9 protein-coding genes and 1 pseudogene are annotated in these 12,523 nt (G+C 76.8%); 2 read left to right on the forward strand and 8 right to left on the reverse strand.

Going from position 1 to position 12,523, the window contains the following annotated elements; all coding sequences use genetic code 11:
- Positions 1-293 precede the first annotated feature (293 nt).
- Together ACIA79_RS04270 and ACIA79_RS04275 are read left to right on the forward strand one after the other, a co-directional pair.
- Entirely contained in the window at positions 294-2,015 is a 1,722-nt protein-coding gene (locus ACIA79_RS04270; protein WP_399426610.1) for a PucR family transcriptional regulator, read from the forward strand.
- A 43-nt stretch (positions 2,016-2,058) separates the two neighbouring features.
- Positions 2,059-2,889: a pentapeptide repeat-containing protein gene (locus ACIA79_RS04275; protein WP_399426611.1), complete on the forward strand. Its 831-nt coding sequence runs from the start codon at positions 2,059-2,061 to the stop codon at positions 2,887-2,889.
- Here the strand turns inward: ACIA79_RS04275 and ACIA79_RS04280 are convergent.
- From ACIA79_RS04280 to ACIA79_RS04315, 8 genes and pseudogenes are all read right to left on the reverse strand, one after another.
- Positions 2,861-4,738, reverse strand: a complete 1,878-nt coding sequence (locus tag ACIA79_RS04280; protein WP_399426612.1) for an ABC transporter ATP-binding protein — start codon at positions 4,736-4,738, stop codon at positions 2,861-2,863. The genes ACIA79_RS04275 and ACIA79_RS04280 overlap by 29 nt on opposite strands.
- A 128-nt stretch (positions 4,739-4,866) precedes the next feature.
- The gene (locus tag ACIA79_RS04285) at positions 4,867-5,310 is read right to left on the reverse strand and encodes a lasso peptide biosynthesis B2 protein (RefSeq protein ID WP_399426613.1); all 444 of its coding nucleotides are present in this window, start codon (positions 5,308-5,310) and stop codon (positions 4,867-4,869) included.
- The gene (locus ACIA79_RS04290; protein WP_399426614.1) at positions 5,307-5,561 is read right to left on the reverse strand and encodes a lasso peptide biosynthesis PqqD family chaperone; all 255 of its coding nucleotides are present in this window, start codon (positions 5,559-5,561) and stop codon (positions 5,307-5,309) included. Before ACIA79_RS04290 ends, ACIA79_RS04285 begins: the two co-directional genes overlap by 4 nt.
- 35 nt (positions 5,562-5,596) lie before the next feature.
- Positions 5,597-7,417 (reverse strand): annotated as a pseudogene (locus ACIA79_RS04295) (lasso peptide isopeptide bond-forming cyclase); the annotation flags it as partial.
- 25 nt (positions 7,418-7,442) lie between these two features.
- The gene (locus ACIA79_RS04300; RefSeq protein WP_399426615.1) at positions 7,443-7,553 is read right to left on the reverse strand and encodes a keywimysin-related RiPP; all 111 of its coding nucleotides are present in this window, start codon (positions 7,551-7,553) and stop codon (positions 7,443-7,445) included.
- Positions 7,554-7,881: 328 nt separating this feature from the next.
- The gene (locus ACIA79_RS04305) at positions 7,882-9,648 is read right to left on the reverse strand and encodes an ABC transporter ATP-binding protein (RefSeq protein WP_399426616.1); all 1,767 of its coding nucleotides are present in this window, start codon (positions 9,646-9,648) and stop codon (positions 7,882-7,884) included.
- On the reverse strand, positions 9,645-11,375 hold the full coding sequence (locus tag ACIA79_RS04310) for an ABC transporter ATP-binding protein/permease (RefSeq protein ID WP_399426617.1): 1,731 nt from the start codon (positions 11,373-11,375) through the stop codon (positions 9,645-9,647). The genes ACIA79_RS04305 and ACIA79_RS04310 overlap by 4 nt, the downstream gene beginning before the upstream one ends.
- A complete protein-coding gene (locus tag ACIA79_RS04315) occupies positions 11,372-12,523 on the reverse strand; it encodes a hypothetical protein (protein ID WP_399426618.1) in 1,152 nt (383 codons plus the stop codon). Before ACIA79_RS04315 ends, ACIA79_RS04310 begins: the two co-directional genes overlap by 4 nt.

The following is a 12,523-nucleotide window of genomic DNA, read 5'->3' on the forward strand; positions in this document are numbered from 1 at the left end:
ACGTGGTCCGTGATCTGCGTGATCGTTCGTTCGCTGGGGCACGGGGGACGGCCGGGCCCACGTTCTCGTCTTCATGTTCACGTGCTGTTGACGCGTCGTGGGCCAAGTACACCCAGCGGTGCTCCACCCGGTGCAGTCACCGAAAACATGAAGGAGTTGGCTGGTCGCCCTCCTCGTCTTGTAGATTCGAACGAAAGGCGAGGATCAGTAACCTCTCCGTTTCCCCCCGGAAACGGTGGCCACGGGTCACCGGCCCTAACCAGACACCCACGAGGAAGATCGGCGGCGACGAGATGCGGCTGCGCGCACTGCTGGAGACCGACGCGCTGGGGCTGCGGCTGCTCGGCGGCGAGGACGAGCTCGACCGCACGGTCCGCGGCGTGATGACGACGGACCTACGGGACCCCAGCCGGTACCTGTCCGGCGGCGAGCTGGTGCTCACCGGCCTGGCCTGGCGGCGGGACTCGGCCGATTCCGAGCCCTTCGTGCGGATCCTCGCCTCGGCCGGGGTGGCGGGCCTGGCGGCCGGCGAGGCGGAGCTGGGCGCCATCCCGGACGACTTGGTCCAGGCTTGTTTGCGCCACCGGCTCCCCTTGTTCGCAGTGAACGAATCCGTTGCGTTCGCAACGATTACTGAGCATGTCGTTCGACAGGTGTCGGGCGAGCGGGCCGGCGACCTCGCGGCTGTTGTGGATCGCCACAGAAGGCTCATGACCTCCGGCCCCGCGGGCGGCGGCCCCGAGGTCGTCCTGGACCTCCTCGGCTCCGACCTGGACCTCCGTGCCTGGGTGCTCTCGCCGACCGGACGGCAGATCGCCGGCGCGGGCGCCCCGCTGCCCGCCGAGGTCGCCGCCACCCTGGCGGGTGAACACCTCGCCGCGACCCGCACCGGCCGGCGCGGCCCGCACCGCGCGCAGGTGCGCCACACGACGTACTCGCTCTTCCCGATCCGTAACACCGGGCGCGGCGCCGCACCGGCCGCGCGGGACGTGCGCGAGACCGTCCTGTCGGACTGGCTGCTGGCCGTGGAGGCCGACGCCGGCGACTGGCCGGCCGCCCGCCTCGATCTGCTGCAGGGCGTCACCCAGCTGATCGCCGTCGAGCGCGACCGGCGGGACGCCGCGCGCACCGTGCGGCGGCGGCTCGCCCAGGAGGTCCTGGAGCTGGTCCAGACGGGCGCCGCGCCCGCCGAGATCGCGGCGCGCCTGCGGGTGGCCGCGCCGGTGCTGCTGCCCGGGCTCGGGACGGCGCCGCACTGGCAGGTCGTGGTGGCGCGCGTCGACTGGGACGAGGAGGGCGCCGCGGGCAAGGGCCCGGGGGCCGAGCCCGGGCAGGTCGCCCAGTCGCTGCTGGAGGAGATCCTCGTCGACCCGGCGGCCTCCGGCCCCGACCCGGCCGACCGGATCGCGGTCGCCCACACCGGGGACGAGGCGATCGCCCTGGTGCCGCTGCCGGTGGTGCCGGGCGCGGACGGCGCCGCCGACGAGGAGGGCGAGGGGACGCCGGACACCGGCGGTCCGGGGCTGCACGCCGACGTGCTGCTCGCCACCGTGCGGGAGCCGCTGTCGGCCGGACTCGCGGACGACGGGCGCCTGACGCTGGGCGTGAGCGCCGCCGTGCACTCGGCCGAGGGGCTGCGCGGCGCGCTGGAGGAGGCGCGCCACGCCCGGCGCGTGGCGGCGGCGCGGCCGGGCCGGGTGTGCGCGGCGGGCCACCACGAACTGGCCTCGCACGTCCTGCTGCTGCCGTTCGTGCCGGACGACGTGCGGCGCGCGTTCACCGCCCGGCTGCTGGACCCGCTGCGGGACTACGACCGGCGCCACCGCGCGGAGCTCATCCCTACCCTGGAGGCGTTCCTGGACTCCGACGGTTCGTGGACGCGGTGCGCCACCCGGCTGCACCTGCACGTGAACACCCTGCGCTACCGGGTGGGCCGCATCGAGCAGCTGACGGGGCGTGACCTGTCCCGCCTGGAGGACAAGCTCGACTTCTTCCTCGCCCTCCGCATGTCCTGATTCTTTGTCACTTCGACCGATCGAAAGCGATACCCCACACGTGATGTCCGGACAAGAGGACGCCCCGGGAGCCCTGCGCGGCGACTGCGCCAACTGCTTCGGCCTGTGCTGCGTGGCGCTGCCCTTCGCCGCCTCGGCGGACTTCGCCGTCGACAAGCCCGCCGGCACGCCCTGCCCGAACCTGGCCGCCGACTTCCGCTGCGGCATCCACACACGGCTGCGGGACCGGGGCTTCACCGGCTGCACGGTGTACGACTGCTTCGGAGCGGGGCAGAAGGTCTCCCAGGTCACCTTCGGCGGCCGGGACTGGCGCCGGAACCCGGGCACCGCGCGGCCCATGTTCGCCGCCTTCCGCGTCGTACGGCAGCTGCACGAGCTGCTCGCGTACCTCACGGAGGCGCTGGCCCTGGAGCCGGCGCGGCCCCTGCACGGGGAGCTGCGCCGCGTCCTGGCGGAGACCGAGGAACTGACGCTCCTCTCCCCCGGCGAACTGGACGCCCTGGACCTGGACGCCCGCCGCCGGGTCGTCGGCGACCTGCTGCAGCGGGCGGGCGAGCTGGCGCGCGCGGGCATCCCGGGCGCGACGGGCCGGAAGAAGAACCGCCGCGGCGCCGACCTCATGGGCGCCCGCCTCACCGGCGCCGACCTGCGCGGCGCGTCCCTGCGCGGCGCCTACCTCATCGCGGCCGATCTGACCGGCGCCGATCTGCGCCGGGCCGACCTCCTCGGCGCGGACCTGCGCGACGCGCAACTCGCGGGCGCCGACCTCACCGGTGCCCTGTTCCTCACGCAGCCGCAGCTCGACGCGGCGCGGGGCGACGCCCGCACGACGGTCCCCGCCCGGCTCACCCGGCCGGCGCACTGGGCGTCCTAGCGGTGGTGCCCGGCGCGCCCCCGTCCGCCGTCCGCAGCATCTGGGCCGCCGCGAGGCGGCGGTAGGCGGGGCTGCTCGCCAGCAGCTCCTCGTGGTCCCCGCAGGCCACCGCGCGGCCCTCGTCCAGCACGACGATCCGGTCGGCGTGCTGGACCGTGGAGAGCCGGTGCGCGATCACGAGCAGCGCGCACTCCCGCGCCACGTCGCGCATGACGGTGGTCAGCGCTGCCTCGTTCAGGGCGTCCAGGTGCGACGTGGGTTCGTCGAGCAGCAGCAGCGACGGCCGGGCCAGCAGGGCGCGGGCCAGCGCGATCCGCTGGCGCTCGCCGCCCGACAGGGTGCCGCCGCGGTCGCCGAGCATCCCGGACAGGCCGCCGGGCAGCCGCCGTACGACGTCCTCCAGACGGGCCAGTTCGACCACGCGCCGCACCTCGGCGTCGGAGGCGTCGGGCACCGCGTAGGTGATGTTGTCGCGCAGCGTGCCGTGGACGACGTGCGCGTCCTGGTCGACGACGGCGATCCGGGCGCGGCACTCGGCGCGGGTCAGCTCGCCGGCGGGCCGCCCGTCGAACAGCAGCGTTCCGGCGTCGGGTTCGTAGAACCGGGCGGTCAGCGCGAAGACGGTGCTCTTGCCCGCGCCGGACCGGCCCACCAGGGCGACCTGCCGGCGGTGCGGGACGGTGAGGGTGACACCGCGCAGCACCGGCCGGCCGGGGTCGTACCCGAACCGGACGTCCCGCAGGGCGAGGACCGGCGCTCGCGGCTCCTCCGCCGCCGGCAGCGGCGGTGTGCGCGGTGCCGCCGTGCACCGGGGCGCCGCGGCCGGTTCCGCCGGCTCGGCGGGCAGGGCCATCGCCTCGGCGATGCGCTGGTGGGCGCCCATCCCCCGCTGGATGAGCCCGATCGCCCGGAACACCGACGCGAGCGGGAGCGCCAGGTACGACGCGTACAGCAGGAACGCGACGAGGTCGCCGAGCGAGTGGGAGCTGGCGTTCACCCGCAGGCCGCCGATGACCAGGACGACGAGGAAGGAGCCCTGCACGGCGAGTTCGACGGCCGGGCTCATCACGGACGCCAGCTTCGCGGTCCGTACGCCCGCGTCGTACGCGGTGTCCACCCGCTCGCCGATGCGCCGTGCCTCGCGCTCCTCGGCCCGGTGCACGCGCACCATCGGCAGGGCGCCGAGCGCCCGCTCCAGGTCCGCGGCGATCGCGCCGACCGCGTTCTGCATGCGCGTCGAGGCGGCGCGGATGCCCCGCAGCAGCGAGGCGACGACCGCGGAGGCGAGGGCCACCGTCACCGCGACGAGCAGGAGCAGCAGGGGGTCCAGCCACAGCATCAGCACGACCGCCCCGGCGGCCACCAGCGCCCCGGTCACCACGTCGACCAGGGCCTGCGAGACGACCTCGCGCAGCAGGGTGGTGTCCGCGGTCACCCGGGCGATCAGGTCCCCGCCGCGGTGGCGGTCGTACTCGCGCATCTCCAGCCGCAGCAGCCGTGCCACCAGGCCGTGGCGCAGCTGCCGTACGACGCCCTCGCCCATCCGCTCCAGGACGAACCGGCCCACCGCGCCGGTCACCGCTTCCGCCAGGAACAGCACCCCCAGCAGCGACAGCGGCACCCAGAAGGCCGGTCCGCCGCGCCCGCCGGCGTCCACGACCAGCCGGGCGACGAGCGGCTGGGCGAGGCCCAGCGCCGAGCCGGCCAGCGTGAGGGCCGCGGCGAGCGCCATGGACACCCGGTGTCCGGCGGTGAGCCGGTACAGGGTGACGACCGCGGCCCGGGTGGACCCCTCCACGCCCGGCTCCACGGGGCCCGCCGCCGGTCCGGCGGCGCCGTCGGCGGGCACGTCGGGGGCCCCCTCCGCCTCCCGGGCGCGCTCCGTTTCGGGGGCGCCTGCCGCCTGCCGGGTGCGCTCGGCCTCCGGGGCGCCTGCCGCGGGCGCCGGCGACCGCGTGCCCCTCCGCCCGGCGCCGGTCACCGGCGCGGCGGGCGGCTCGGCTCCGCCGGCCCGACCACGAGCAGCCGTACGAAGTAGTCGTCGGGCATGGCCTCGCCCACGGGGCGTCCTTCCGCCTCGATCCAGGCGTGGGCGTTGAAGGGAGGGACGGCACTCGGGCCCGTGCACCAGGTGGCCCAGGTGCCCGACAGCCGGCACAGCAGCGCGGCGCCCAGGGAGCGGGGCAGGCAGCCGCGCGGCCCGGCGCAGCGCAGGCTCACCGCGCACAGGGCGTCGCGGGCGGCCCGGGCCTGCGCGGCGGTGGCGGGCGGGGCGCCGCGCCGGACGCGCTCCAGGACCGCGCGGATGCGGTGCGGCGGCAGCGCCGACAGCAGGAGGGCGGGGCCCAGGACCAGCCGGGCGGCCAGCCGGCGGATGAAGGGCACACCGGTGGGGATGTCCAGGGCGCTCGGTGTGGTCATGCGGCCAGCCCCGAGGTGCGCAGGTCCGCCACGAGGGCGGCGACGTCCTCCTCGGCCCGGGCCCGGTCGATGTCGTACTCCCCGACCAGCGCGTCGGCGGCGGCCGCTTCGTCGCCGCCCGCCATCAGGACGCGGACGATCAGGGTCCCGGCGGGGTTGAGCTCCCAGTACTCCCCGCTGCGCTGGTCCAGGAGGACGGTGCCGTATCCGGTTTCGGCGGTGGAGACGTCGGCGCCGAAGCGCAGTGCCATGGTGAGTTCCCTTCGGTTGCGCAGGCCGCCCGGAGCGCGAGGCCGCGGAGCCATACCTCGCAGGCGATCGTCGAGTAGAGGATGGCGTCGCCGAGCCCGGGCGTGGCCGGCCGCTGGGCGAGGCGGCGCAGTGCCTCGCCGTCCACCAGGCCGAGCCGTTCGAGGTGCGAGTCCTGCCACAGCGCCTGCAGGTCGGCGCGGTGCTCGCGCAGCCCGTCGGCGGCGTCCATCGCGGCGGCGGCCTTGTCGGTGCGGCGCAGGCAGCCGTCGGGGACGATCCCGCGCATGGCGGCGGTCAGGAGCGGCTTGTACGCCCAGGGGGTGACCCGCTCGTCGGGGCGGACCGCGAGGCAGGCCTCGATGACGCGGTCGTCGAGGAACGGCGAGGCCATCGGGACGCCCGCCCGGGACGCCATCCGGTCCCACTGCCGGATGATCCGCGTGCAGGAGCGGATCTGGTCCAGGTCGATGTGCAGGCCGCGGTCCGGGTGGTGCGGGGCCGCACGGCCGACGGCCTCGCGCAGGGCCTGCCGCGCCAGGCGGGCCGCCTCGGGCGTCACCCAGTCGAAGAGGCGTGGTGGTACGCCCCAGCCGAGACCGGTGCTCACCGAGTCGGGCAGCGGGTCCGACAGCCGGCGGCTCGCGTCGCCGAGCCAGGCCGGGTAGGTACGGGAGTCGGCCAGGGCGCGCAGGGTGCCGCCGAGCGGCCACTGCCACAGGGCCCGGAAGCCGCGCAGCTGCCGCAGCGCGAACAGCGGCCGCCGGCGCGCGAGTCCGTGGTAGTAGGCCTCGGAGCACCAGGCGACGTGGTCGCCGCCGATGCCGGTCAGGTGGACCCGGCTGCCCCGCTCGGCCATGGCGGGCAGGTGGTGCAGGACCCGCGCGCGGTCCATGACGCCGATGGTGGGTTCGTCGAGCAGGTCGTCGATGGAGAGCAGGTCGGTGTAGACGAGGGGTGAGGCGTGGGCGTCCCACACCAGGTGCTCGACGTCGGGCAGGAATCCGGCGGCCTGCTTGGCCCAGTGCAGGTCGCTGTCGGCGGGGTCGCGTCCGGGCCAGGTGTTCGCGACCACCCGGGCGGGTGAGCGGTCGGCGAGGAAGCAGATGGTGGTGGAGTCGAGGCCGCCGGACAGGTCGCAACTGACCACGCCGCCCTGCCCGGTGCGGGCTTCCACGGCTTCGGTGAGGGCCTCCCGGACCCGTGGTGCGCCGGCCGCGAGCGTCCGGGTCGGTTGCGGGGGCGTCCACCAGCGGGAGTGGCGTACGGTGCGCCCGTCCGGGGCGACGACGAGGGCGTCCTGCGGGGACACGGCGGTGACGCCGCGCCACATCGGTTCCTCGCCGAGCGGATGGGGGACCGGCCAGAGCAGCCGGACGGCGACCTGTTCCACGTCGGGGTCGCGGCCCAGCGCCGCGGCGAGCACGTCGGCGCGGGTGGCGGCCACGTGCACGCCGTCGATCCGGGCGTGGAAGACCAGCCGCAGGCCGGACGCGGTGCCTTGCACCCGCAGCCGCCCGTCGAGCGCGGCCATCAGGTGGAAGCTGCCGGGGAGCGTACGGGCCAGGGCGTCCAGTTGCGCGATGTCCCGCAGCCGGGCGGCGTGCCGGCGCAGTCCGTCCGCGTCGAGGGGGCAGCAGCCGATGACGGCGAGGGCCGCGGAGCCGGCCCGGGCGGTGACCATCTCGTCGTCGTGCCAGTGGCCGACGAGCCAGGGGCGTCCCGAGGGGTGCGGCAGCGTGCGTGTACCGGGGCGGGCGAAGAACCGGGCCACGGCGGCCGCGGTGTCATGGTCGGGAAGGACCACGACATGCGCGTCGCCGGGGCCCGGGCCCGCACTTTCGTGCGTTTCGGTCATGAGGCCGAAGGTTCGCCGTCGACCGTCAGTTCTTGCTCAGGATGAAACGGTCGTTGCCCCGGAACTGCAGGAAACCGGTCTTCTTGCGGAACGGGCCCCGTCGGACGAGCGTCGGCGCTTCGTAGGCCTTCTTCATGACGGCTCCTTCTGATCGGTTCACCACCCGCCCCGCAATGGCGGGTGGCCTGGCATCGAAGGTAGCCGCAGGTCAGGGACGTTCCGCAAGGGTCATCTGTTTCTCGTATTGTGCGAATTATTGAGAGAACCTGGCGCGTTGCGGGGTGGCGCGCTGCCTGGCGGAGGCAGGCGTTCCGCTCGGCGAAAACAGGCACACTCGACGGGGAAACGTTTCTACATGCAGCTTCCGAGCGGAGGAACCGATCCGTCAGGGGGAGCGCGTTACTCGGCAAAGGGTGGCCGCCCGCGCACGGAATTCCTTCCGCGCGCCCCGGAAATGTACTCAGTCACCGTGTGAGCACCCGGGCGAAAGCTCCCTCCGCGGCCGCCAGTTCCTCCCACGTGCCGGTCTGCGCGATCCGGCCGTCCTCCAGGACCGCGATCCGGTCCGCCCTGCGCACCGTCGCCGGGCGGTGGGCGATCACCACCGTCGTACGGCCCCGCGACGCGGCCGCCAGCGCCGCCGACAGCTCGGCGTCCCCCGCCGTGTCCAGGTGGGCCGTCGTCTCGTCGAGGACCAGGATCCGCGGATCCGTCAGGAGCGCGCGGGCCAGGGCGACCCGGGAGCGCTGGCCGCCCGACAGGGTCGCGCCGCGCTCCCCCACCACCGTGTCGTAGCCGTCCGGCAGCGCCTCGGCGATCCGGTCGACGCCGCAGACACGGGCGGCGTCGCGCAGTTCCTCGTCGGTCGCGTCCGGGCGGCCCAGGCGCAGGTTGTCGGCGAGCGTGCCGTGGAAGAGCGGCGTGTCCTGGCCGACGACCGCGACGGTGCGGCGCAGCTCCTCCTCCGCCAGGTCGCGCACGTCGACGGGAGTGCCGTACGCCCCGACCAGTTCGACCGCGCCCTGCACCGGGTCCCAGAAGCGGGCCAGCAGGTGCGCGCACGTCGACTTGCCGGAGCCCGAGGCGCCCACCAGGGCGAGCGTCTCACCGGCGCGGACCGTCAGGTCCAGGCCGTCGAGCACCGGCGCGCCGCCGTAGTCGAAGCGCACGCCCCGCATCCGCACGCCCAGCGGCCCGGCCGGTGCCGGACGGGGCGAGGCGGGCGCGGGCGCGCCCGCCCGGGCCCGGATCGCCGCGCCGACGCGCGACGCGGCCGCGCGCAGTCCGCCCGCCTGGCCCAGCGCCGCGGCCGCGTCCGCGACCGGCGCGAGGACACCGAGCGCCAGGGCCATCGCGGCGGGCGTCCACACGCCGCCGGACGTGGTGGCGGCCGCGGCGACCGCCACCACCCCCACGACCGCCGCCACCACGAACAGGTCGCGCACCGCCGCCGCGCCCGCCTCCCAGGCGTGCTCGGCCCGTTGCGCCTCGCCCAGCCGCTCGCCGTGCTCCCGCAGCCGGGCGCGGCGCCGCTCCAGCGCTCCGGACGCCAGCAGTTCCCGCAGTCCGTCGACGGTCTCGACCGCCTCGGCCGACAGCTCTGCGGCGGCCCGGCGCGTACGGGCGCCGCGCACCGCCCGCCCCCGGCCGTCCAGCAGCGGCGCGAGGAGCAGCAGTCCGGCGGCGAGGACCACGGGGACCGTCAGCCAGGGGTCGACCACCGCCAGGACCGCCGTACCGCCGGCGAGGACGACGGCCGAGGCGAGGAGTTGCGCGACCGCGTGGGCGTAGAAGAACTCCAGGGCCTCCACGTCCGCCAGCGCCGCCGCCGCGAGGTCGCCGCTGCGGCGCCCGGCGATACGGGCGGGCGCGCTGCGGGCCAGCCCGTCGAAGACCCGTACCCGCAGCTCGGCCAGCACGCGGTAGGCCAGGTCGTGCGACAGGTCCATCTCCCGCCACGTCGCCAGCGAGCGCAGCAGGACGAGGGCGACGAGCGCCGTGACGGTGGCGGTGCCCGGGGCGGTCTCCGACAGGACCGCGGTGCCGACGGTGTGGGCGGCGAGCGTCACCAGCGCGACCAGCGCGGCCTGGTCGGCGAGGGCCGCCGCGAAGGTCCGTGCGGTCATGGCCCGGTGGGCGCCGAGCACCGGCAGCAGGGCGCGCAGGGCACCGCGCTCCGGGCCGGCGTCCGCGTGGCCGGGCGACGGGGTGGTGTCCGGGGGGGTGGTCATGCTGCCTCCTCGTGGGGGTGCCCGGCGGCGACCAGCCGCGCGTACAGGGCGCTGCGGGCGAGCAGGCCCGTGTGCGTGCCGGCGGCCTCGACCCGGCCGTCGTCCAGGACCACGATCCGGTCGGCTTCCCGTACCGAGGCCAGGCGGTGGGCGACGACCAGGCAGGTGCGGCCGCGGGCGGCCCGGAGCAGTTCGCGGCCGATGCGGGCCTCGCGCCGCTCGTCGACCGCGCTCGTCGCCTCGTCCAGGACGAGGACGGGCGCGTCCGCGAGGAGCGCGCGGGCGAGGGCGAGGCGCTGGCGCTGCCCGCCGGAGAGGGTGGCGCCGCGCTCGCCGACCTCGGTGGCGTAGCCGTCGGGCAGCCGCAGGATCTCGTCGTGGACGCCGGCGGCGCGCGCGGCGGCGTGCAGTTCCTCGTCGGTCGCCCCGGGGCGGGCGAGACGGAGGTTGTCGGCGACGGGGGCGTGGAAGAGGTACGTCTCCTGGGACACGACCGCGATGCCGCGCCGCAGGGCGGCGAGGGCGAAGCGGCCGTGGTCCGTGCCGTCGAGGGTGATGCGCCCGCCGTCCGGGTCCCACTGGCGCAGCAGGAGAGCGAGGAGGGTCGACTTGCCGGCGCCGGACGGGCCGACGACGGCGGTCGTACGGCCCGCCGCGGCGGTGAACGTCACCCCGCGCAGGGCGGGCCGGGCCGCGCCCGGATAGGTGAAGTGCACGTCCTCGAAGCGGATCTCCGGGGAGCGGGCCGGCATCGGCGCGGTGCCGTCGTCGCGTACCGCGGACCGTGCCGTGCGCAGGGCGGCGATGCCGTCGGCGGCCGAGACGCCGAGGTAGCCCGCGTGCCACTCGCGCGACAGGTCGCGGACCGGGCGGAAGCACTCCGACGCCAGCATCAGGAGCAGGTAGGTGCCGGTCGCCGCGGTCCGGCCGGACGCCGCCGACGCGCACGCGACCAGCGCGGCGGCGACCGTGCCGCCCTGGACGGCGAGGTCGGTGATGCCGGTGTCGACGAGCGACACGCGCAGCTTGGCGACGGTGGCGCGGTGCAGGGCCGCCGAACGCGCCTCCAGGCGGGCACGGGTGCGCGCGACCGCCCCGGCGGCCCGCAGCGCCGGCATGCCCTGGAGCGCCTCCAGGTAGTCGGCCGCGAGTGCCTCGTACGAGCCCCAGTGCTCCTGGCCGCGCCGGGCCAGCAGCGCGTCCCACCAGCGGGGGGCGAGGAGCGCCAGCAGGAGTGCGGGGGCGAGGGCGAGCAGGGCGCGGGGCTCGACGAGGGCGACGGCCGCGAGGAGGAGCGGCGGCAGCGCACAGGTGATCAGCAACTGCGGGAGGTAGCGGGAGACGTAGGCGTCCACACCCTCGACGCCGTCGACGAGCGTGGCACGGACCGCTCCGGCGCGGCTGTCCGCGGAGCGGGCCGGCCCGAGGGCGCCGAGGCGTTCGAGCAGCGTGTCGCGCAGGCCGGTCCGGACCCGCGCCCCGGCGCGGACGGCGAGCGCGCGCTGACGCCGGCTCAGTACGGCGCGGACGGCGACGGCCGCGAGGACGCCGGCCAGCAGGGCCGGCAGCCCGGAGGTGTCGCCGCGGGCGGTGCGGGCCAGCGCGAGGGCGAGGAGCACGGCCTGCGCGAGGTGCGTGACGGCCACGGCACCGAGCAGAGCGGTGGCTCCGAGGAGGGGGCGGCGCGCGGCCCTGGCAGCGCGCAGCAGCTCCGGGTGGAGCATCATGGCCGGTCGGTCCCTTCTGTGCGGGGGGTGGCGCGGGTACGGAGGCCCAGTGCGAGGGCGTGGACGGGGTGCGGCGGACCGCCGGGGCCGTGCTGCCAGGAGCCGACGGGCCGCGAGGCCAGCCCGAGTCCGGTGGCGACGGCCTGCGCCAGGCCCACCGCGTACCCGGCGCGCACATGGGCGTGGCGGATCAGGGCGGGCGGTGCGTCATCGGGGCAGCCGTGCGCGAGCAGCAGGGCGCCCGCGTCCGCCAGCCAGCCCTGTCCGGCGGCCCGGGCCGCGAGCGGCGCGAGGGCGGCGGGGGTGGTCAGCACCTCCCAGGGCAGTGGTGCCGTCCGGCGTGCCGCCGCCAGGACCGTGTGCAGGGCGGCCGGTCGCGGTGTGCCGCGCAGCGGCGGCTCGCCGCTGCGGCGGGCGCGCAGCACGGCGTCGGTCACGGCGGGTGCCGCGGTCGGCCGCCAGGCGGTGGCGGTGCCGGGCAGGGCGCCGAGGAGCCGCCAGGCTTCGACGAGGACGTCCGGCGGCCGGTGGGGCGTGGGGGCGGGCGGCGGTGCCGGGGCGTACGCCGACCAGCGTTCCAGCACGTCGGGCGGACCGGGTGTCAGGCGTACGGCGGCGAGGGCGTGTTCGGGTTCGGCGCCGCGCCAGTCGGCCGGGAGGCCCGCGGCCGCGGCGAGGAGCGCGGGCTCGGCGTCCGGGCACCACTCCGGCGCCCCCGCGAGGGCGAGCGCCGCGGCCGCGTGGCCGGTGTCGAGGAGCAGCAGCGGCCAGGCCCGGTGGCCGTAGTGCGACACGGTGCGCCGTGCCGTGACGGTCAGGACGGCGACCGCTCCCGGCGGGGCGCCGGCGGGCGCGGCGGCGCGCAGGCGCAGGCGGTGGCGCACGGGGTCGTAGGCGTACCGGCCGGGCGGCAGCGGGTGGTCCGGGCCGAGGAGCAGGTGGGCGTTGACCGGGTGGAGGGCGCCCGCGGACGCGGCGGGGCGCAGCCGGCCGCCGGCGAGGGACAGCCGCAGGAGCCGGTCCAGGCGCGGCGGGACGGGCCGGGGCTCGCCGGGCCACGGCGTGACCTGGTGGCCCGCCGGGATGTCCGGGCCGGGGGCCCGGGGCGAGCGGGCGCGGGCGAGCGCGGTGGGGAGCGGGGTCGTCAT

The organism is Streptomyces sp. NPDC051310 (assembly GCF_044455245.1).
GTDB lineage: Bacteria > Actinomycetota > Actinomycetes > Streptomycetales > Streptomycetaceae > Streptomyces.